The organism is Nakamurella sp. UYEF19 (assembly GCF_040546275.1).
Classification (GTDB): domain Bacteria; phylum Actinomycetota; class Actinomycetes; order Mycobacteriales; family Nakamurellaceae; genus Nakamurella.
The window spans coordinates 72,123-93,970 of sequence record NZ_JBEPNO010000016.1; the positions used below are offsets into that span (position 1 = coordinate 72,123).

Consider the following 21,848-nt stretch of genomic DNA (forward strand, 5'->3'; position numbering starts at 1 on the left):
GAGGTCGAATCATGGGTGGCATTCAGCCCTGGCACATCATCTTGGTCGTCGTGGTCTTCCTGCTGTTGTTCGGTGGAAAGAAGCTTCCTGACGCAGCACGTGGGCTCGGACGCTCCCTGCGCATCCTGAAGTCCGAGGTCGGTGCCATGCACGACGAGGACGGCAGCAAGGCGAAGGCTGCCGCTGCAGCGGAAACCGACGTCACGGCCGCACAGCCGACCGCCGCTTCGCAGATCGCCCCCGCGCCGATTGCGCAGCCGGTCGTCCAGGCTCCGGTGGCTTCGGTGCCGGCTACGGTTTCTGCCGTCAATGGAGCCGTGCCGGTGGCAGTGCCAGCGGCCTCCAACGGTCAGCCCGCGCCGTCGTTCGTGGTGCCCGCGCCCGTCGTCCAGCCGGTCATCAACGTTCCGGCGAATGGCCCGCAGGGCAACTGATCCACGCAAGCCCGAAGAACCCGTAGGTCCTGGACCTGCGGGTTTTTCGGTCTATCGCCTGGCCAGATTCCTGTGTTCAGGCATGCAGAAGGGCCCCTCCTCGCGGAGGGGCCCTTCTGCGTTTCTCCGTCCCGCGGTGGCCGGCCGCGATCAGAGCTTGCGGAGCACGGCGACCACCCGGCCGAGGATGACGGCGTCATCGCCCGGGATCGGGGAGTAGGCCGGGTTGTGCGGCATCAGCCAGAGGTGACCGTCCTTGCGCTTGTACGTCTTGACCGTCGCCTCGCCGTCGATCATGGCGGCCACGATGTCGCCGTTCTCGCCGACCGGCTGCTGGCGAACGACGACCCAGTCGCCGTCGGTGATGGCAGCCTCGATCATCGAATCGCCGACCACCCGAAGCAGGAAGAGAGTCCCTTCCCCGACGAGGTCCTTGGGCAGCGGGAAGATGTCCTCGATGGCCTGCTCGGCCAGGATCGGACCGCCGGCGGCGATGCGGCCGACCACCGGGACGTAGGCCGGCGTCGGGTAGCCGGCATTGTCGTCCGCCATCTCGTCGGCCGACCGCACGTCCACCGCCCGGGGGCGGTTCGGGTCCTTGCGCAGGAGGCCCTTGCGCTGCAGGACGCCGAGCTGGTGGGCGACCGATGACGGTGATTTGAGCCCCACGGCCTCGCCGATCTCGCGGACGCTGGGCGGATAGCCGCGGCGCTGGACCGAATCCCTGATCACCTCCAGCACCTTGCGCTGGCGAACGGTCAGGGTGCGGCCGTTGTCGGCCTCGGGGAATTCGGTGACGGTGTCGTCCGCGGGATCGAGTTCCCTCGACGCTGCAGACGCTGTCGAATCCTCCGACACATCCCCGTCATCGGCCTGACCTGTGCTCTTACCTACTGGAGTTCGTCGTGTCGCCACGTTCGATACCTTCCTGTCGACCCCGCCTCGGGTCGTTCGATGGGACGCCTGCGTTCCGGGCATGGGGATCACCGTACGACCACACGGGTAACAATTCAAACAGGCGTTCGACAAACACGCCGGTAAATCTTCCCACTGTCGGTGGTCCGATGTACAACTAGTCCAGGCGTTCGATAGAACGCTCGTTCGAGGTGGACAGTACATCGTCGCGGTCGGGATCGAGTGAGGATCTCGCGGCCGTGTCGGCGGCCTTTCCATCAAGGACGTGGATGCGACCGCGAAGCGGTCGCCGACCATCGAGAAGGCACCGTCATGGCTACCGCTACCTCCACCCTCACGAAGTACTCGGCTTCCCCGTACGCCGGCGTGCCTGCCCCATCGCGTGCGCCCCGTGCGGCCGGTGCGGCCGGTGTGCCCCGTGCGCCCCGTGCAGCCCGTGCGGCCGGTGTGCCCCGTGCGCCTCGTGCAGTAGCGGGCGAGGCGATGGCACCCCGGACCGCCGCCGGCGAGCGCGCTGCGCAGCGTCGTCGGGCGCGGGTCTCCGCCGACCGCCGCCCGCCGTCGGGCATGTTGCCCTCGACCAACCGCACGGCCGCGGTGGTCTCCGCCGATCGGGGCGACCAGGTCGCCTACCGCCCGTTCCGGATGGGCCGGTGGGCGCGGCTGATGAGTACCGTGTCGGTGGCTGCGGCCGCGCTCGCCCTCGGCGTTGCCCTGCTGTCGGGCAGCGGCCGTCAAGTGATGGGTGAGGTGACGGTGGCGCCGGGTGATTCGCTCTGGTCGATCGCCCAGCAGTCCGACCCCGGTGCCGACCCGCGGGCCGTCGTCGACCAGATCCGTCAGCTCAACGGTCTGAGCGGCGATGCCATCTCCGTCGGTGCGGTGCTGCAGGTCCCGACGGCCGCCCGTTGACAGCGATCGGTCAGCGCTGCGTGACGGCCCCACGGCAAGAGGGAACGTCTTCCGACCGGAAGGGTGAAATCGCCCGGCCAACCAGGAAACTCGATTCGACACGCCGGGTGCGCTTGCGTGAAGTTGGTGTCCCGATCTACGGTCTACCCCTACATGTAGTAGTTACAAGGATGTAAGCTATCCACAGGTTGGGTTACCTTGCAGGGCGAGTTGTCCACAGTTCCAGCCGGTTACCCACCGGCGATCCACATTTCCAGTCACATTCGGCTCGGTTCGCAGCCCTGGGTGACCCGTCGTCAGGGAGGTGAGCCGTCATGCGTTGTCCGTTCTGTCGCCACCCCGATTCCAGGGTCATCGACTCTCGGGAGGTCGAGGACGGCCAGGCCATCCGCCGGCGTCGGTCGTGCCCGGAGTGCTCCCGCCGATTTACCACGGTCGAGGAAGCGGTGCTCGCAGTGGTCAAGCGCAGCGGCGTCACCGAGCCGTTCAGTCGGGCCAAGGTCGTCCTCGGGGTGCGTCGCGCCTGTCAGGGCCGCCCGGTCGACGAGGATGCGCTCGCGCTCCTCGCCCAACAGGTCGAGGAGACCATCAGGGCCACCGGTGCCGCCGAGGTGCCGAGCCAGGAGGTCGGGCTGGCCATTCTCGGTCCGCTGATGCAACTGGACGAGGTGGCCTACCTCCGTTTCGCCTCCGTCTACCGGTCCTTCGAATCCGCCGCTGATTTCGCTGCCGAGATCGAACGTCTCAAGGCAGTTCCGAGCGGCTGATCGGCCGCTCCCAGTCTTTCGCTCCAGGTGACCGCCGTCGTTCGCCGCCCCCGCTCGTCCGCTCCATCGCAGTTCGGCACGTCCGATGATCCATCGGGCGGGTCAACGGCCGGCCGCTCCGGCACCTCAGCTCCACACCAACACCCGCTCAGCACCAGACCCGCACAGGGAAGGGAACGCTCCATGACCGAGACCCTCGGTAGTTCAACCGGATCCGCAGCCGCCAACGGAGGTACGGCCGGCCGCCGTCGCCCCAGGGCCGACGGGACCGCCGGCCTGCGGCTGGAGCGTCTCTACACGACCGCCGGCGTGCACCCGTACGACGAGGTTACCTGGGAGCGCCGCGACGTGGTGCTGACCAACTGGCGCGACGGCACCGTCAACTTCGAGCAGCGCGGGGTCGAGTTCCCCTCCACCTGGTCGATCAACGCCACCAACATCGTCACCAGCAAGTACTTCCGCGGCGCCGTTGGCACCCCCCAGCGCGAGGTCAGCCTCAAGCAGATCATCGACCGCGTCGTCACCGCCTACACCGACTCCGGCCGCGAGAACAGCTACTTCGCCACGCCGCAGGACGAGGAGATCTTCTCCCACGAGCTCACCTGGATGCTGCTCCACCAGGTCTTCGCGTTCAACTCCCCGGTCTGGTTCAACGTGGGAACCTCGTCGCCGCAGCAGGTCTCGGCCTGCTTCATCCTGGCCGTCGACGACACCATGGACGCCATCCTGAACTGGTACCGGGAAGAGGGCCTGATCTTCAAGGGCGGTTCCGGCGCCGGTCTGAACCTGTCCCGTATCCGGTCCTCCAAGGAGCTGCTGTCCTCCGGCGGTACTGCCTCCGGTCCCGTGTCGTTCATGCGCGGCGCCGACGCGTCCGCCGGCACCATCAAGTCCGGTGGGGCCACCCGTCGCGCGGCGAAGATGGTCGTCCTGGACGTCGATCACCCGGACATCGTCGAGTTCGTCGAGACCAAGGTGAAGGAGGAGCGGAAGATCCGCGCCCTGCGCGACGCCGGCTTCGACATGGACCTCGGCGGCGAGGACATCGTCTCCGTCCAGTACCAGAACGCCAACAACTCGGTTCGGGTGTCCGACGAGTTCATGCGTGCCGTCGAGTCCGGCTCGGAGTTCGGTCTGCGTGCTCGCGCCACGGGCGAGGTCATCGAGTCGGTCGACGCCCGCGAGCTCTTCACCAAGATCAACACCGCTGCGTGGGCCTGCGCCGACCCCGGAATCCAGTACGACGACGTCATCAACGACTGGCACACCTCGCCGGAATCGGGTCGGATCAACGCCTCGAACCCGTGCTCGGAGTACATGCACCTGGACAACTCCTCGTGCAACCTTGCCTCGCTCAACCTGATGAAGTTCCTGTCCGACGACGGCGTCTTCGATGCTGCGAAGTTCGCCAAGGCTGTCGAGTTCGTCATCACCGCGATGGACATCTCCATCTGCTTCGCCGACTTCCCGACGCAGCCGATCGCGGAGACCACCAGGGCGTTCCGTCAGCTGGGTCTCGGATACGCCAACCTCGGCGCACTGCTGATGGCCACCGGCCACGCCTACGACTCCGAAGGTGGCCGCTCGCTGGCCGCAGCCATCACCTCGCTGATGAACGGCACCGCCTACAAGCGCAGCGCGGAGCTCGCCGGGATCGTCGGTCAGTACGACGGCTACGCCCGCAATGCCGACGCCCACAAGCGGGTCATCCGCAAGCACGCCGCGGCCAACGACCAGATCCGCACCTACGGCGGGAACGATGCCGCCACCCTGAAGCTCGCAACGGCCGCCTGGGCCGAGACGGTCGCCACCGGTGAGAAGAACGGCTACCGCAACGCCCAGGCCACGGTGCTCGCCCCGACCGGCACCATCGGCCTGATGATGGACTGCGACACCACGGGCATCGAGCCGGATCTGGCGTTGGTCAAGTTCAAGAAGCTGGTCGGCGGCGGTTCCATGCAGATCGTCAACCAGACGGTCCCGCGTGCGCTGGCCTCCCTCGGCTACCAGGCCGAGCAGGTCGAGGCGATCGTCGAGTTCATCGCCCAGCACGGCCACGTCATGGGTGCTCCCGGGTTGAAGAACGTGCACTACTCGGTGTTCGACTGCGCCATGGGCGAGCAGTTCATCGCGCCCATGGGGCACGTCCGGATGATGGCCGCCGTGCAGCCGTTCATCTCCGGTGCCATCTCCAAGACGGTCAACATGCCGGAGGACGCCACCGTCGACGACGTCGCCGAGATCTACCTGCAGGGCTGGAAGATGGGCCTCAAGGCGCTCGCCATCTACCGCGACAACTGCAAGGTCGGTCAGCCGCTGTCGGCGTCGAGCAAGAACAAGGATGCTGCTGACAAGTCGGACGCGGAAGCGGCCGCCGCTCCGGCAGCACCGGCCTCGCACACCCCGGTCCGTCGTCGGTTGCCGAAGAAGCGCCCGTCGCAGACGGTCTCGTTCACGGTCGGCGGTGCGGAGGGCTACCTGACCACCGGCTCCTACCCGGACGACGGGCTCGGCGAGGTGTTCATCAAGCTCGGCAAGCAGGGCTCGACGCTCGCCGGTGTGATGGACGCCTTCTCCATCGCGGTGTCCGTCGGACTGCAGTACGGCATCCCGCTCGAGTCCTACGTCGCCAAGTTCACGAACCTGCGGTTCGAGCCGGCCGGTATGACGGACGACCCGGACATCCGGATCGCCACCTCGGTGATGGACTACCTGTTCCGTCGCATCGCGCTGGACTACCTGCCGGTCGACGCCCGCGCCGAGCTCGGCATCTTCTTTGCGGAGGAGCGCACCGCGCAGGTCTCCGGGGCGTACGGATCGACCACGGTCGAGGACGCCGCGGAGACCGTCGAACTGGTCGAGGAGATGCGGTCCTCGGTCGATGCCACCCCGGTCGTCCGCCCGGCCGTCGAGTCCGGGAGGCCCACTGCCGATCTGGCCGGTCGCCGGGCCGGCTCGTCGACCGAACTGCTGGAGATGGTGATCGGCAAGTCCGCCGACGCTCCGCTCTGCTTCACCTGCGGAACGAAGATGCGCCCCTCCGGCGCCTGCTACGTCTGCGAAGGCTGCGGCTCCACGTCCGGCTGCAGCTGACCTGATCGACGCCGCGAGCCCGGCCCCGGACATCGGGGTCGGGCTCGCGACAGTTCCTGGCCCTGAGCGTCGCGTGCCCGATTGCCCCACCGGACGTCCGCTGCCGTTGGTATGTTCCCCGCACGCGTCCGTCTCGGACGCCGGGGGACAGGAGTGTCAGACGTGGCAGGCCGTAGCAAGGCACCGTTCATTGCAGCGGCGATCGCGGGAGTCGTGCTGATCGCCGGCATCCGGTACTTCAGCACCCACGACAGCGGTACGACGAACCAGACGGCGGACCCCGGCACATCGGTATCGCCGACCACCGGTACCGCCTCGGAGGTCGTCCCAATTCGGGAGGGGTGCACGACCGTCCAGGTCGGTGCGTCCAGCGAGAAGGCAGCGCTGATGGCCGGTATCGCGAAGTCGTACGCCGCCTCCGGGCGCAAGGTGGGCGGCGCCTGCTACGACATCGTCGTGACCTCCCTGGCTTCCGGCACCGGTGAGGCGAACCTGGCCGCGGGGTGGAACGAGTCAGTGGACGGGCCGGCCCCGGACGTCTGGACCCCGGCGGCGTCCACCTGGGTGACGTTGCTGCGCAGTGATCTCACCGCCAAGGACAAGCCGAGTATCGTGCCGGCCGAGTCCAAGTCGGTCACCTCCACCCCGCTCGTGCTGGCGATGCCCAAGCCGATGGCCGAGGCGCTGGGATGGCCGAAGGCGTCGCTGGGATGGTCCGACGTGCTCGGGCTGGTGCAGGCCAAGGACGGCTGGGCCTCGAAGGGTCACAAGGAGTGGGGCGCCTTCACCCTCGGCAAGACCAACCCCACTGTCTCCACCTCCGGCCTGGCCGCCACCATCGGCACCCTGGTGGCAGCGACCGGCAGATCCTCCGACCTGACGACGACCGATCTCAAGAACGCCAAGATCCGCAGCTACGTCCAGGCCGTCGAGCACTCGGTGATCCACTACGGCGACACCACGCTGACGTACCTCTCGAACCTGCAGCGGGCCGACGACGGGGGCGCCGCCCTCGGCTACCTCTCCGCGGTCGCGGTCGAGGAGAAGTCGGTGCTGGACTACAACGCCGGCAACCCGAGCGGCGACCCTGCCACCCTCGGCAAGCACGCGCCGCCGAGGGTGCCGTTGGTGGCGGTCTACCCGAAGGAGGGGACCCTCTACAGCGACAGCCCGTACGTGGTGTTGAACGCCCCGTGGTCCACGCCCGCGAAACAGGCCGGCGCCAACGACTTCCTGGCCTACCTGCTCGCTCCGGAGCAGCAGAAGGTCTTCACCGACGCCAACTTCCGCACCTTCGACCACCAGCCGGGAGCCCCGATCAAGGCGAGCGGCGCGGTGCTCGCCGACGGCGTGACGGTCGCGCTCAACCCACCCGGCTCGGCCGTGCTGACCGGTGTCCGCGCCCTGTGGGGCGACCTGCGCAAGCGGGCGAGAGTGCTGATCCTGCTCGATGTTTCCGGCTCCATGCAGAACGATGCCGGATCCAGCGGCCAGACGAAACTGGACCTGGCCAAGGCCGCGGCGGCCACCGCCCTCGGGCAGCTGTCCGACACCGATCAGGTGGGCCTCTGGACGTTCACCACGGAGATGCCGACCCCGTCGACGATCTACCAGGACAACGTGGCGATCGAGCCGCTGACCAAGGACCATCGGGCGCTGCTGACCACCACCCTGCAGGGCCTCATCCCCCAGAAGGCGACTCCGCTGTATGCCGCGGTCCGGCAGGCCAGCAAGTACATGAACGGGAGCGCCAACCCCGACCTGATCAACGCGGTGGTCATGTTGACCGACGGCAAGAACGAGTACCCCAATGATGACGATCTGGCTTCCCTGGTGTCGGACCTGGGCTCCAGCGCAACGGAGAACGGGGTGCGGGTCTTCTCCATCGCCTACGGGGCGGACGCGGATCTGGGAACCCTGCAGAAGATCTCCGAGGCCTCACGGGCGGCGGCCTACGACGCGCGGAAGCCGGAGAGCATCGCCAAGGTCTTCAGCAACGTACTGTCCAACTTCTGAACCCGTCCAACGCCGCTCCGACGGGAGGGCTGACCTTGCCCGAGTCACGCATGCGCCGCGCCGCCCAGGCTCTCCGCGATCCGTGGAGCCTGCTGGCTGCTGCGGTGGGTGCCGGTGCCGCCTGGGCGCTGGCGCTGCCGGTCGTCGGCGTCGGCGCAGTCGGGATCGCGATGCTGGCCGTGGCAGCAGTGGCCGGCGCAGCCGTGTCCGAGCGGCAGGCGACGGTGGAAGCAAAGCTGTTGATACCAGGCACGATCCAGTTCGACCTGGTCGGAACGCTGGATGGATACCTCGACGATCTCATCCGCCTGGCCGCCGGGGCCCTCGCCCCGGTCCTGGCCGGGCAGGCGGCTGACGGGGTGGAGGCGGCTCGTTCAGCGCGAGGCGTTGCCGTCGGCGTGGCTGGTTCGATCGACGTCCTGGACGGGGCGCTGAGCGAGGCGGACCAGGTCGCCAGGCGCATGACGTCGGCTGACAAGGTCGCCGGTCCGATGGACCGGATGGCGGCCCGTCGTCAGGGTCTGCTGGACAAGCTCTCCACGGCGGTCGACGGGGTGGGTGAGCTGTACACCAAGTTGCTGGAACTGTCCTCGACGCCTGAACTGGCTCCGGGCGCGGTACTCGATCATGGCCCCGACCCGGTCGCCGAGGTCAACGACTCCCTCGACGCGATCCGCGGGGCGTTCGCCGACCTGGACTCCGCTGCCCGGACTGCGATCGCCGGCCTGGACACGCCCCGGCCCCGCTAGGGCAGGCATCGGGGCCGGGATCGCCCGGACCGGCACCCGCTCGTGGCAGGCTGGTCGAACACAGGCCATGGCGTCGAGCACCCATCGAGCGCCAGGGATCCGTCAACCTCGAGGAGTCACCATGGGCGCCATCATGAGACTGGTCAACCGCATCGTGTCCGCACTGGCCAGACGTAAGGTGCAGCGCGACGAGAACCCTGGTGGTCGCTGACCACAGTCCGCCGGCCCACCCACCCGAGTGACCGCTGAACAGTCAGCGCCTAGGGTGATCGGCCATGACGGAAAACTCTGCGACGACCAGCGGTTCGACCATGCCCGACCCGGCCCGGGACCACGCCGCCGGGCAGAAGACAGCAATCAACGCGCTGTCCGACGAGTTCGTGGCGGCAATGGTGAAGTTGAGCCCGACGCTGGCCACCGAACTCGGCGTGCCCGGTCATGACGACCGGCTCGATGATCTTTCGCCGGCCGGTCTGGCCGCGGTGGACGAGTTGATCGGACGCACCATCACGGCGATCTCGGCGGCGGAATCCACCGGGCGGCTCGACGACGTGGCTCGCAATGTCATCCTCGAGCGGTTGCTCCTGGAGCAGGACCGCTACCGGAGTGGTTGGGCGCATGCCGCCCTCAACGTGCTCGCTTCTCCGCTGCAGCACGTCCGGATGGTCTTCGACATGACGCCGACCGACACCCCCCAGCAGCTGGCGACCTACGCCGCGCGGATGAGGGCCGTGCCGGCCAGCCTGGCCGGCTACCAGGAGAGCCTGCGTCTGGCCGCGTCCCGGGGCCAGACGGCGGCCGTCCGTCAGGTCGACAAGTGTGCCCAGCAGTGTGCCGCCTACGCCGGGACTGCCGAGAGCCCGGGATTCTTCACCCGCACGGTGCAGGCGTTCGGTGCGGACGAGTCGGCGGTCGCCGAGTTGGCCGCGGCCGCGAAGGTCGCCGAGCAGGCGTACGCCGACCTGGGGACCTTCCTCACCGGCGAACTGCGTGCCTCCGCGCCCGCCAAGGACGCCGTCGGCCGGGAGCGATATGTCCTGGCCTCCCGCGAGTTCCTCGGCGCTACCGTCGATCTGGAGCGCACATACGAATGGGGCTGGCAGGAGTTCCTCTCGATCGAGAAGGAGCTGCTGGAGGTCGTCGAGCGGATCGCTCCCGGCCAGGACGCCAAGGGTGCGGCAGCCGTGCTGGACGCCGACCCGGCCTACCTCGTCCACGGCAACGACGGGTTGAAGGACTGGATGCAGCAGCTGTCCGATCGGGCGGTGGAGGATCTCGGGCGGTCGCACTTCGACATCCCGGCTCCGCTGCGGCGGCTCGAATGCCTGATCGCGCCTCCGGGTGGCAGTCTGGGGGCCTACTACACGCCGCCGAGCGACGATTTCAGCCGGCCGGGCCGCATGTGGTGGTCGGTGGGCGAAGGCCGCCCGACGTATACGACCTGGCGCGAGACCACGGTCGTCTACCACGAGGGTGTGCCCGGGCACCATCTCCAGCTGGCCACGGCGGTATGGCGCAAGGACAAGCTGAACGACTTCCAGCGGCTCCTGGCCGGGACGTCCGGACATGCCGAGGGCTGGGCTCTCTACGCCGAACGTCTGGTGCGCGAGCTGGACTACCTCTCCACGGACGGCGATCTGCTCGGCATGCTGGATTCTCAGCTGTTCCGGGCGGCCAGGGTCGTCATCGACCTCGGGATGCACCTCGAGCTGACCATCCCGGCGGGCACCGGCTTCCACGAGGGCGAGGTGTGGACCCCCGAGCTCGGTCTGGAGTTCCTGCTCACCCGGACGCTGAACGAGGCCGACAACAGCCGCGACGAGATCGACCGGTACCTCGGCTGGCCCGGACAGGCGCCGTCGTACAAGGTCGGCGAGCGGATCTGGCTCGAGGGTCGTGATGCCGCCCGGGCGCGTCATGGCGCCGACTTCGACGAGAAGGCCTTCCACACAGCGGCGCTCGGCCTGGGAGGGATGGGTCTCGACCCGCTCGCCACCGAGCTCGCGCTGCTCTGAGCCAAAGTCTGCGCCGGTCCTGGCAAGGTGTGCGTGGTGCCGGCAAGGCGGGCGGGCGTTGCCGGCACCAGGCAGCCGTTGCCAGGTGGCCCTGCGGCGCTCCCGCCGCCGGGCGCTGGTGTCGGGTGTCCTAGCCTTGCCTCTGCCCGCCGGTTACCTCCCGGTGGGGCTCGGCAGAACCGGACCGAGCGGCAGCGTGCGGCCGAGCACCCCGAACGGCCGCGGGTCGCCGGTGAAACGGTACTGCCGCAGCACGTCCACGAATCCCATGCGCCGGTAGAGCTTCCACGCGCGGTTGGTGCCTTCGGGGGTGGACAGCAGCACGGCCTTCTCCGGACGGCCGGTCAGCAGAGCGGTGAGCAGGGCCTGGCCGATGCCGGCGCCCTGGGTGTCGGGCCGCACGTGCAACTCGGTGAGCTCCAGGTAGTCCACGAGCCAGGGCGAGTCCCGACGTCCGATGCCCCGCTCCACCTCGGAGAACCACCACTGACCGGGATGCCCGGTGTAGCCGTAGGTGAGCCCCCGGATGCGGTCCTGGGCGTCGACGGCGACGACGCTCGCGAAGCCGTTGCGGCGGCTGTGCTCCTGCCAGAGCGACGCTCGAGCTGCGGCGATGCCGTCGGGATACTGCATGGCCGAGACGTAGACCTCCACCAGTTCGGGTAGTCGCGCGACGAACGACTCGGGGTCGAGCGGGCGCAGTGTCAGCTGCGGAGCGGTCGATCCGGGAGGTCCCGCTTGGGTGGGGCCGGTGGTCATCCGCGACTGGGCCTGCGGGTCGCGACATGCATGGCGTCATCCCACCACGTCACACCCACCGTTCTCGACTCGGGATGCCTCCGGACGCCCGCCCGGCCTGGCCCCGGAGGGTTCACCGGAGGGCTCTCCGGAGCGCGACTGTCGGACCGACCTGGTGGACTGTCCTCAGGTCGGTGGTAAGCGCCGCCGGTGTCCGGTTTTCGCAGCACTACCACCGAGCAGGACCAGGCGCGACGGTCCCAGCGAGCTGCCGGCCCGTGACACTGTCGGTGGTCGGGGTTACAGTCGAACAATAGTTCGAGAACCAACTCGACGACAGCGTCATGACAGTTTTCCAACGGTCTTCCAACAGTAGGGACAGGTGAAGAAGATGACGGTCACCACCAGCATCCGGCCGACTCGGGTCGAGACAGCACAGGGGCGCCTGCCGCTGGGCGTGGCTCGTCCGGTGCCGCAGGCGGCCAGGGATCTGCTGGCCGACGCCGGGCGCGGGCTCGGTCGGGCCATCCGGGCGGATCAGCCCACCGATCGCTATGCCGCGGCGCATCTTGCCGCGCTCAGGGGCGCGGCCGCGCTACTCGCGACCAGGGCGAAACCGGGTCGCGCCCGGCAAGCAAGCGCCTGGGAGCTGATGGCCAAGGTCGCGCCCGAGTTCTCCGAGTGGGCGGCGTTCTTCGCGGCGGGGTCGGCCAAGCGGCAGGCCGCCGAGGCCGGCATCTCCCGGTTCATCACACCCCGCGAGGCCGACGACATGGTGCGGCAGTGCGGCGCCTTCCTCGATCTGATCGAGGGGGCACTCTGATCGCCGGAGCTCTCCCGTACCGAGGGTCTCGCTCAGGCCCGGGTCTTGTGCTTGGCCGATCGCATCAGGCGGTCCAGGAGCTGGTCGAACATCGCGGCGATCTCGCGGGCTCCCGCGGTCGGCCAGTGATGGATCGGCACCGCGGCACCCTGGGCCTGTTGGATGGCGGCCCGATCGGGCAGATTCGGGTTCAGCACGAGAGGGCCGAAAAGGTCCCTCAGCTCGCCCAGCCGGTACTCGTGTTCGGTGTTCCGCGGGCGCACTCGGTTCACCACCACCCCGAGTGGTTGCAGGTGCCGGTGGGTCAGGCGTTCCTTCTGGACTGCTTCCAGAGCCCGCTGGACACCGGTCACGGCGTAGAGCGAGGGTTCGGTGACCAGGACGGCACGGTCGGAGGCGACGAGAGCGCTGCGGGTGAGCTGCCCCAGCGAGGGCGGGCAGTCGATGAGCACCAGATCCGGCGCTGGGTCGACCTTGGCGATGGCAGTGCTCAGCCTGGCCAGCTGCTTCGCGTTCGGGTCCGGATTGTTGTGGGACTCGGCGGCCTCACTGCCGGGCAGCACCCGGAGCAGGTCGCTCCAGGACGACTTCTGGAGTGCTCCGTTGACGATGGAGCGTCGCGGGTTGTCCAGGACGTCGGCGATGCTCGGGCCGCTCTCGTCGATCTCGACGGTGGTGGTGGCATTCATCTGGGGGTCGAGATCGACCAGCAGGGTGCTCACACCCGCGTGGATCGCCGCGGAAACCAGTCCCAGCGTGACGGTGGTCTTCCCGACGCCGCCCTTCAGACTCAGCACACTGGCCACCAACATCGCCACACCGTACAGGTCGTGGATGACGCGTCGGCCGTCGGTCGGCCGCGCCGAGCCGGACCCCGATACGCTGCTTGCAACCGATCTACGCTGGCCCGAAGTCGATCGATCACCTCTGGTCCGCCGGTGCGGACCCGACATCCTGCGAAGGAGCATCCCGAATGAATGCGGCTTCGCGTACGGCGCCTCCCGATCCGGTGGGCGAGGCCCTGATCGGGTTGGCCGGGCTGGTCCCGGGCGCTGTCGTCGTCGACGTCGGCGGTGGGAGTGGTACCCGTGCGGTCCCGCTGGCCAAGCTGGGTTGCACCGTGCTCGTCGTCGACTCGTCGATCGATGCACTGGCGATTCTCGGGCGGCGGGCCGCCGATGCCGCTGTGGCGGAACGTATCTCGGCGATCCAGGCGGATGCCGCAGCACTGTCGACCGTCGTTCCGCACGGTGCGGCCGACCTGGTGCTGTGCCATCACCTGCTGGAGAACGTGGACGATCCGGTGGCGGTCATCGAGGGGATCGCCGGGTCGTTGAAGCCAGGTGGCGTCGCCTCGGTGCTGGTGGCCGGCCGGCTCGCCGCCGTCCTGGCGCAGGCTGCCGCAGGCCGTTTCGGTGACGCGGCGGCGATCCTCGCCGATGCGTCCGGCCGCTTCGGGCCCGCGGATCCGCTGCGGCGGCGGTTCGACATCGAGGGTCTGGTCGCCCTGCTGGCCGGTGGCGGGCTGGAGATCGAGACCATCACCGGCATCGGAGTGGTGTCCGGTCTCGTCACCGGGGGAACCCGTCCGGGCGGGACCAGACCGACGGTGCCCCGGTCGGTCGGTCAGATCGAACCCCGGCTGGCCGAGCTCGAGGCTGCCCTCTCGGTGCACCCGGCCCTGCGGGAGATCGCCACCGACCTGCACGCGGTCGCCCGGTTGACGGTCGGCTGATCCGTGGGCCGCAGCGCCGACGGCCGGAGGTACGTCACCGATGATCTCGAATCGATCGACGACCGCCGGTGCACCATCCTGCACGTCGACATGGATGCGTTCTTCGCCTCCGTCGAGCTCCGGCGCCGACCGGAGTTGCGCGGTCGCCCGATGATGGTCGCCGGCGACAGCGGCCGCGGCGTCGTGCTGTCCGCCACCTACGAGGCCAGGACCAGCGGGGTCCGATCGGCGATGCCGACGGGCCGGGCCAAGGCGCTCTGCCCTGGAATCGTCGTCATCCAGCCGGACATGGCCGCCTACCGGCAGGCGTCCGACGAGGTGATGTCGATCTTCGGCGATGTCACCCCGCTCGTCGAGCCCCTGTCGGTCGACGAGGCGTTCCTCGACATCTCCGGGGCTCGGCGGCTGGCCGGCCGACCCGGGCGGATCGCCGCCACTCTGCGGGCGCGACTGTCGGAGGAGCTGTCGCTGACGGCGACCGTCGGCGGCGCCGCGTCCAAATTCATGGCCAAGTTGGCGTCGGGGCTTGCCAAACCCGACGGGTTGTTGCTCGTCCCGCCGCAGGACGTGCTGTCGCTGCTGCATCCGTTGCCCGTGCAGGCGCTCTGGGGTGTCGGGCCGCAGACGGCAAAGACCCTCGAGTCGCTCGGGCTCTCCACCGTCGGCGAGATCGCTGCGGTGGACAGGGCTGCCCTGATCCGGCATCTGGGCAAGGCCACCGGCAGCAAGCTGCACGACCTGGCCAACGGCCTCGACGACCGGTCGGTGGAGACCGAGTCGACCGAGCGGTCGATCGGTGCCGAGACCACATTCGGGGTGGATTCGGCAGATCGGCTGTTCCTGCGTCGGCAGCTGCTCGGGCTGGCCGAGCGCACGGCCCGCCGGTCACGGGAGGCCGGACTCTGCGGTCGGACTGTGGCCCTCAAGGTGAGGTACGAGGATTTTTCGATGGTCAACCGCTCCGTCACCCTCCCGACGGCGACCGACCTGTCGGGGGTCATCCACTCGGCCGCGGTCGCATTGCTGGACAAACTGGGGTCGGGCAGCCGCGTGCGACTGGTCGGGATCCGGCTCGAGGGACTGGTTCCGGCCGACCAGGTCAGCGAACAACTGGAACTCGGATCCGGTGCTGACGGACCCGGTTGGCGCGAGGCCGAGGGTGCCCTTGATCGCGTGAGTGCCAGATTTGGGTCCCTTGCGGTGCGTCGAGCGTCACTCTTCGACCGCCCGAGTCCCCAGAACGGGCCCGAAAAGGGCGTCGGCGCGCCTGCCGGGCACCTAAAGGTGTCCGATTCACCACCAGATTTGCCCGGTCGCTAGAAGTCCCCGCCGAGTGCTCGTATCCTTGTGGGAGGTCGCCGTTCGACGACCGTTTCCACAGTCAACACTTAACGACAGGACCGGCCAATGTTGGCCGGGTGCCGGAGGAGGACTCATGCCGCTCTCCGAGCACGAGCAGCGCATGCTTGATGAGATCGAACGCGCTCTGTACCAGGATGACCCGAAGTTCGCCACGAGCGTGAACGTCAGTCGCATCCGGCGGCGTCGGCCGATTCTGGCCGCCACCGCCTTTTTGGTAGGCCTCGTGCTTCTGGTCGTCGGGGTGATCGCAACGCAGAGTGTGCTGACTCTGGGTGTGATCGTCAGCGTTCTGGGCTTCTTGGTCATGGTGGGCTCGGTGGGCCTCTTCGTCTTCGGTCAGCCGGGGGCAAGAGCAGCTGGGAAGCCGGCACCGAGTGCGCCAGGCGCAAACGCCTCGTTGTCCGAACGGATGGAGGAACGCTTCCGCCGTCGGTTCGACGAACAAGGCTGACTCCCCGGCTCGACCAGCGACCGCCTGATAACCGAACGTCACAATCACCCACCTCGACCGACCAATGGCCCTGAGGTGGGTTTTGTGGTGTCGCTTCATAGTCACCGCGGTCGAACGGGCCCGCCGCCGCGCCGGGAGCGACAGATCGCAGGCAGGCAGACAGACAGACAGACGTTGCCGCCGCGCCGGGATCCACAGATCGCAGGCAGGCAGGCAGACGTGCCCGACCCCCGGTGCCGCCTGCGGCGCGGCCGACCCACCGTGCCGCTCGTGGCGCGGCCTAGCGGCCTGAGCGCCGCAGGGACCGGGGGTAGAGACGTTCCGTCGGTCGGGTCGGAGCATTCCGCTGGAGGCCCTCGATGATGCTCTTCGCACCGGCCACCAGATCGTGGCCGTTGATCGCGGCACTGCCCGGGCGGTCCAGCGTCGTGGTCGAACCGGCCGCGGCCCCGTTCCCCGAGGAAGCGCCATTCCCGCTCGCGGCACCGTTCGGCGCCAGACCACCGTTGCCGGCCACTGCAACCTCACCTGCAGTACCTGCAGTCGAGAGGGGACCACCGTCGTCAGAATGATCCTGGCCGTACCACTCCAGCTCGGCGGCCATCACGAGGGCGCGCAAGCGCACCCGGTCGGCGTCCTCGAGGTGTGCCCGTCGGGCGAGGCGGTTCGCCGTGACCCTGGCCGATTCTGCGGAGTGCGGCAGGATACCGTGGTCGATGGCAGTGTCCTCGATCTCGGCCCAGGCCGCGGTTGCCGCGCCCGGCCCGCCGTGGGCCGCGACGGACAGCCGATGCCGCCGCCGTCGGGTGCGGATCGCGGTCGGAATCAGGACCAGCCCAGTGATCAACGCCAGCGCGATCAGCACGATCAGCACGACCTCGATCCAGCTAGCACCGGCTCCGCCGGCACCGGACGCGACATCGACCTGCGTGGCCACCGCGCTCGACGCCGTCGGCCTCGTGGTGGTGGCTCCCTCCGGGGCCCGTGTCCGGCCGGACACCGTGGCCGGCGGGGCCACAGCGCTTGAGGACGACGTGCTCGCACCGGTGCTTCCGCTGTCCTGGTAGCCCTGCTGGCCGCCCTGCCCGCCGACGGGCGGTGTCGGGTCGAAACGGATCCAGCCGTTGGTCTCGAACTTGACCTCGACCCAGGCGTGCGCGTCGTGGCTGGTCACCAGGTAGGTACCGTCCGCCTGCCGGACGCCCTGGGTGAAGCCGACGACCACCCTGGTCGGGATGTTCAGCGACCGCAGCATGATCGCCATCGCCGAGGCGTACTGCTCGCAGAAGCCCTGCTTGTTGGTCAGGAAGTCGACCAGCGCGTCGCCGCTGCTGCCGACCGGGACGTCCAGCGAGTAGACGAATCCATTGGCTGGGGTGGTGAACCACTGCTCGAGAGCCCTGGCCTTGTCGAAGGCTCCAGTCTCGCTCTGCGTCACCTGACGGGCCTGCTCGATGACCGACGCGTTGAGCGAACCGGTCTCGGTCAGCGAGCCGCCGGACACCACGCTGTCCGCCTCGAGGTCGACGTCGGTCGGCTTCTTCTGGTCGACGGCGAGCACGTACTGGCCCGGCTTCACCCGGTCGCCGCGAAAGACGGTGTCGAGGGTGGAGTCGAAGTTCCAGATGTCGCCGAGCCCGCTGATCGAACTTGTCCCGGTCAGGATGGGTAGGAATCGATCCTGGTAGTCCTTGGTGGTGACGGTGACCCGCTTGTCCGTGACCGCGCCCGTGCTGTCGAGCGGCTCTGCCGAGACGTCCGAGACGTCGGCGTCGAGCGCCCCGAGCGACCAGCCCTGGTTCGGCGTCCAGGTCGTCAGGGACACGGTGCGGAAGTAGTCCGGCCCGGTGAGCCCGGAGGCGGTGAGCACGTCGACCGGATCGGAGGTGCGCAGGTTGCCGCGGAGGGAGGCAAGTGGGGAGAGCCCGATGGCCCCCGAGCTCGCACTGGATTTCGGTAGCCGCCCGGTGGTGCCGATACCGGACACCGATCCGGCGACGAACAGGGCCACGACCGTGGCCAGCGCGATGATGGCTCCGCCGTTGACGGCGAGACCAACACCCGCGCGGACCCCTGTCCGTCGGTCCCGATGCCCGGTGACCGCGAGCAGCACGGCGTAGAGCACCGCCGGCGCCGCGAAGCTGTACCAGCTCAGCATGGTGTTCGAGATCGACGCGGGGACCGAGTAGAGGCAGAGGAGCGGGAGCGCGACCAGGGCCGGTGACTTCGCCTCCGCCACCAGGAAGTCGGCGATGAAGGCCGCACAACCGATGGCAAGGGCGATCAGGAAGCTGAGCTCGGGGGTCGAGGGCGCCGGCGGGGACGTCTTCAGGATCTGGTCCCAGGCACCGGACAGCAACGCCCCGGCCTCGGAGACGGCAGACGCGTTGGGAAGCACGCCGCCGATACCGGTCGTGGTGAACAACGAGGTCAGGGCAATGGCGAAACCCACCAGCTGCAGCAGCGCCGTGACAGCCGTCGGCAGCCTGATCAGCCGACCGCCGATTCCGACCAGCCAGATCACGGCGACCACCTCGACCAGCGGTAGCACCCAGGAATTTCCGCTGATCGGAGTACCCAGCGCGCTTGCTCCGGTGAGAATCGCGGCCGCGGCGAGAAAAGTCGGGCCGATGCCGATCGACGGGTTCGGTGCCGAGGAGGGCGGCGGGGGAGAGACGCGCGGGCGGGTGTCGGGTCCGTCCGGCTGCGATCCCGGCCTCTGCACCGTCGGCGCGCTCATGCTGAATCCCGACTCTGTGCTGAATCCTGGCTCTGTGCTGAATCCTGGCTCTTCGCGCAAGCGCTCATCGCTCGCTGCGCTCCGCTCCTCGCTCGTTCCTCGCTGCGATGCTCACTGCGCGGTCTTTCCTCGCTGCGATGCTCACTGCGCGGTCGTTCCTCGCTGCGATGCTCACTGCGCGGTCTTTCCTTGCTGCGATGCTCACTGCGCGGTCGTTCCTCGCCGCGATGCTCACTGCGCGGTCGTTCCTCGCTGCGATGGTCACTCATGCGGTTCGTCCGGCGGGTGCGCGTCCGGCGGCGACGCGCGGGGGAACGGCGTCGGCGGTCGAGTAGCCGTCACCCGCGTTGCAGGCGCGGCGCCAGACAGCGGCCAGGTCGTCTCCGGGGTGCACCACCACGACACGCCAGTTGGCGGCCCGCAGGGCGTCGACGGTCGACCTCGAACCCGCACCAGACGGCGCCTGCGGATCCCAGTCCTCCGTGGCCATCACCAGCGCGACCGCATTGACCCCGCGGCGCCGGGTGGCGGCCAGGAGGTGGGCGTCGGCGGCGATCATCTCGCCGAGAATGGCGATCACCAGGCCGGCCCGGCCGAGGCTGAGGGGCTTGAGGGTCGGGTTGACGTCATGTTCCACCATCGCCAGACCGGCCATCACGTCATCGGCGATGTCGTGTCCGTCGGCGATCACGCTGCCGCGGTGGGAGACCAACTTGACCTGGTGGTCGGAATCGAGCAGGTGCAGCGAGATAGAGGCGGCCAGCACGACCGCGGTCTCGAGGCTCGACGCGGGGCCGTCCCCGCGGTGGGCGATCGCGCGGTGGTCGAGCACCAGCGTCGCTCCACCGTGAGACACCGGTTCCTCCAGACGGACCATCAGATCGTCGTGGCGGGCCGACGCGCGCCAGTGGATCGTCCGGATGTCGTCACCGCTGCGGTACTGGCGGACGCCGATGTCCGGGTCGCCGCCGACGGTGCCGACCGAGGCGCGTCCGGAGGCCGCCGACCGGGCACCGGAACTGCTCGGCATGCCAGTCAGGGCAACGACATTCGGCACCACCAGGACTTCGGTGCACGCGTCGAGGGTGCGGTTGTCCTCCCAGAGGTCGAACGGGTCGCCGATCCGGATGTGGGCGGGACCGAGCGTGAACCGGCCGCGCTGGGTCGCCATGATCGGGTAGATGATCCGGGATGATTCGCCACTGCGGATCGGCGCGATCAGGTATCGCATGCCCGTGGTCAGACCGGGCACCGGCGGCTCGGAGATCTCGATCGACGGAGTCCGGGTCAGCCCGGAGTTGGTGATGACCAGGACGGCCTGCCCACGGGTGCCCGGGCGGAGGCGTTCCGGCATCACCTGGTGGACACCGCCCAGCTGGATGCGGCGAAGGGCGGTGATCGCGACGGCGAACAAGGGCAGGGCGGTGGCCATCACGCCGACCCGCAGCAGATCGCGCTCGTCCAGGACGAAGGCGCAGATGATGGCGGCGATGCCGCCGGCAACCAGACAGCGGCCCCGGGTGGTCAGGCCCCGTCCCACACTCCGGTCGTGACGGGCAGCGCGATCGGCGGCCCGATCAGACACGACCACCTCGCGGCACCCGGATCCGGCCCAGCAGGATGCCGATGATCTCCTCCGCCGACCGGTGAGCGGCGTGCGCCTCGACCGTCAGCAGCAGGCGGTGGGCCATCACCGGCGCAGCGAGCCGCTGGATGTCGTCAGGAACGACGTAGCCGCGCCCGTCCAGCGCAGCCGCCGCCTTCGCGGCCCGTGCCAGGTGCAGGACGGCGCGGGGTGAGCCGCCCAGCCGGATCTCCGGGATCGCCCGGGTCGAACCGACGATCTCGACGATGTACTGACGGAGCTCGTGAGCCAGGTGCACCCCGGCGACCGCGTCGATCAGGGCGGCGACGGTGGCGCCGTCGGTGACGGCCGCGAGGGTGTCGAGGGGATCGGAGTGGTCACGGCCGGCCAGCATGGCGACCTCGGTCGCCGGGTCCGGGTAACCGATCGAGGTGCGGGCCAGGAACCGGTCTCGCTGGGCTTCGGGGAGGGGATAGGTGCCCTCCATCTCGACCGGGTTCTGGGTCGCCAGCACCAGGAACGGCCGTTCCAGCGGGTAGGTAGTGCCGTCCACCGTGACCTGACGTTCCTCCATGCACTCCAGGAGGGCCGACTGTGTCTTGGGGGAGGCCCGGTTGATCTCGTCCGCCACGATGATGTTGGCGAAGATCGGACCGGGGCGGAACTCGAACTGGCCGGTCTGCCGGTCGTAGATGCTCACCCCGGTGACGTCACTGGGCATCAGGTCAGGAGTGAACTGCACCCGCGCGACAGCCGCGCCGACCGACCTGGCCAGCGCCTTGGCCAGGCTGGTCTTGCCGGTGCCGGGCACGTCCTCGATCAACAGGTGACCTTCGGTCAGCATGCAGATCACGGCCAGCCGAACGACTTCGGGTTTGCCGAGCACTACTTGGGAGATGGCACCGGCGATCCGCGCGCCGACCGCGGCGACATCCGTCAGGTCGACTCGTGCGGCGTGGGCCGGGGCTGCGGGATAACTCGACCCGTTCAGGTCGACATGCTGTGCCACTTTGTGGTCCTCCGGGTCTCGCCTCGCTGGGCGACGTGCGGTCCCCCCACGAGGGTGAACTCCAATGGGCGCCGACATCTGCTTTCACAGTCTGCCAGTTGGTACGTCGATACGACGTGAGATGTCCGGAGGCGACGTGTGGGCCCTCGAAGAGGTTGCCGCGTGGCCATCATCGGCGACCACCACGGGCCTCACGCTGTCCCCTCCCCACCTGATGCCCCACCTGATGCCCCACCGCTCCCCACCTGATGCCCCACCGCTCCCCACCCGGAGGTCGAACGGGGTGATTCGGAGCGTTCTCGCACCCCGGTGGGCCGTCCTCCCTCCAGCCCGACCGGTCCCGGCGGGGGCGCAGAACGATGCCGTGGTGCGAGGTATTTTCACGAAACTGCTGGTCAACGGGCTTGAGGTCACTCAACGTAATGACAAAGGTCTCGACATCCTCGGGACGGTGACAGGCCTTTCCAACGAGTGATCGACGATGCCGCCCCACTTCGTCCCACC

The 21,848-nt window shown here is 68.8% G+C and carries 16 protein-coding genes and 1 pseudogene; 11 read left to right on the top strand and 6 right to left on the bottom strand.

Annotated elements, in window-relative coordinates:
• Window positions 1-11: 11 nt before the first annotated feature.
• A pseudogene (gene tatA, locus ABIB25_RS29250) lies at window positions 12-278 on the top strand (Sec-independent protein translocase subunit TatA); the annotation flags it as partial.
• Between the two features lie 306 nt (window positions 279-584).
• Here tatA and lexA read toward each other — a convergent pair.
• The gene (lexA, locus tag ABIB25_RS19755; protein ID WP_502919859.1) at window positions 585-1,349 is read right to left on the bottom strand and encodes a transcriptional repressor LexA; all 765 of its coding nucleotides are present in this window, start codon (window positions 1,347-1,349) and stop codon (window positions 585-587) included.
• Between the two features lie 312 nt (window positions 1,350-1,661).
• On the opposite strand from lexA, the gene ABIB25_RS19760 reads away from it, so the two are divergent.
• The 6 genes from ABIB25_RS19760 (at window position 1,662) to ABIB25_RS19785 (ending at window position 10,901) form a co-directional block, all read left to right on the top strand.
• A complete protein-coding gene (locus ABIB25_RS19760) occupies window positions 1,662-2,261 on the top strand; it encodes a LysM peptidoglycan-binding domain-containing protein (protein WP_354530226.1) in 600 nt (199 codons plus the stop codon).
• 314 nt (window positions 2,262-2,575) lie between these two features.
• On the top strand, window positions 2,576-3,028 hold the full coding sequence (gene nrdR, locus ABIB25_RS19765) for a transcriptional regulator NrdR (protein WP_354530227.1): 453 nt from the start codon (window positions 2,576-2,578) through the stop codon (window positions 3,026-3,028).
• A gap of 183 nt (window positions 3,029-3,211) precedes the next feature.
• Complete coding sequence (locus ABIB25_RS19770) at window positions 3,212-6,121, top strand: vitamin B12-dependent ribonucleotide reductase (RefSeq protein WP_354530228.1); 2,910 nt, start codon at window positions 3,212-3,214, stop codon at window positions 6,119-6,121.
• A 162-nt stretch (window positions 6,122-6,283) separates the two neighbouring features.
• Window positions 6,284-8,137 (top strand): substrate-binding and vWA domain-containing protein, encoded by a 1,854-nt coding sequence (locus ABIB25_RS19775; protein WP_354530229.1) that lies wholly within the window; start codon window positions 6,284-6,286, stop codon window positions 8,135-8,137.
• A 35-nt stretch (window positions 8,138-8,172) separates the two neighbouring features.
• A complete protein-coding gene (locus tag ABIB25_RS19780; RefSeq protein ID WP_354530230.1) occupies window positions 8,173-8,886 on the top strand; it encodes a hypothetical protein in 714 nt (237 codons plus the stop codon).
• 275 nt (window positions 8,887-9,161) lie between these two features.
• A complete protein-coding gene (locus ABIB25_RS19785) occupies window positions 9,162-10,901 on the top strand; it encodes a DUF885 domain-containing protein (RefSeq protein WP_354530231.1) in 1,740 nt (579 codons plus the stop codon).
• Window positions 10,902-11,054: 153 nt separating this feature from the next.
• On the opposite strand, the gene ABIB25_RS19790 is transcribed toward ABIB25_RS19785, so the two are convergent.
• The gene (locus tag ABIB25_RS19790; protein ID WP_354530232.1) at window positions 11,055-11,660 is read right to left on the bottom strand and encodes a GNAT family N-acetyltransferase; all 606 of its coding nucleotides are present in this window, start codon (window positions 11,658-11,660) and stop codon (window positions 11,055-11,057) included.
• 370 nt (window positions 11,661-12,030) lie between these two features.
• Here ABIB25_RS19790 and ABIB25_RS19795 point away from each other — a divergent pair, with 370 nt between their 5' ends.
• Window positions 12,031-12,462, top strand: coding sequence for an SAV_6107 family HEPN domain-containing protein (locus tag ABIB25_RS19795; protein ID WP_354530233.1), 432 nt, complete (start codon window positions 12,031-12,033; stop codon window positions 12,460-12,462).
• A 32-nt stretch (window positions 12,463-12,494) separates the two neighbouring features.
• On the opposite strand, the gene ABIB25_RS19800 is transcribed toward ABIB25_RS19795, so the two are convergent.
• Window positions 12,495-13,274: a ParA family protein gene (locus ABIB25_RS19800; protein ID WP_354530234.1), complete on the bottom strand. Its 780-nt coding sequence runs from the start codon at window positions 13,272-13,274 to the stop codon at window positions 12,495-12,497.
• A 161-nt stretch (window positions 13,275-13,435) separates the two neighbouring features.
• On the opposite strand from ABIB25_RS19800, the gene ABIB25_RS19805 reads away from it, so the two are divergent.
• From ABIB25_RS19805 to ABIB25_RS19815, 3 genes are all read left to right on the top strand, one after another.
• Entirely contained in the window at window positions 13,436-14,197 is a 762-nt protein-coding gene (locus ABIB25_RS19805; protein ID WP_354530235.1) for a class I SAM-dependent methyltransferase, read from the top strand.
• 3 nt (window positions 14,198-14,200) lie between these two features.
• Window positions 14,201-15,517, top strand: a complete 1,317-nt coding sequence (gene dinB, locus ABIB25_RS19810) for a DNA polymerase IV (protein ID WP_354530236.1) — start codon at window positions 14,201-14,203, stop codon at window positions 15,515-15,517.
• Between the two features lie 115 nt (window positions 15,518-15,632).
• A complete protein-coding gene (locus tag ABIB25_RS19815; RefSeq protein WP_354530237.1) occupies window positions 15,633-16,010 on the top strand; it encodes an SCO2097 family morphological protein in 378 nt (125 codons plus the stop codon).
• Window positions 16,011-16,290: 280 nt separating this feature from the next.
• Here the strand turns inward: ABIB25_RS19815 and ABIB25_RS19820 are convergent, their stop codons facing one another.
• The 3 genes from ABIB25_RS19820 to ABIB25_RS19830 all read right to left on the bottom strand — a co-directional run bounded on the left by ABIB25_RS19820 (window position 16,291) and on the right by ABIB25_RS19830 (window position 21,344).
• Window positions 16,291-18,750: a transglutaminase TgpA family protein gene (locus ABIB25_RS19820; protein ID WP_354530238.1), complete on the bottom strand. Its 2,460-nt coding sequence runs from the start codon at window positions 18,748-18,750 to the stop codon at window positions 16,291-16,293.
• Window positions 18,751-19,015: 265 nt separating this feature from the next.
• Window positions 19,016-20,341: a DUF58 domain-containing protein gene (locus ABIB25_RS19825; RefSeq protein ID WP_354530239.1), complete on the bottom strand. Its 1,326-nt coding sequence runs from the start codon at window positions 20,339-20,341 to the stop codon at window positions 19,016-19,018.
• On the bottom strand, window positions 20,328-21,344 hold the full coding sequence (locus ABIB25_RS19830; protein ID WP_502919860.1) for an AAA family ATPase: 1,017 nt from the start codon (window positions 21,342-21,344) through the stop codon (window positions 20,328-20,330). Before ABIB25_RS19830 ends, ABIB25_RS19825 begins: the two co-directional genes overlap by 14 nt.
• Window positions 21,345-21,848 lie beyond the last annotated feature (504 nt).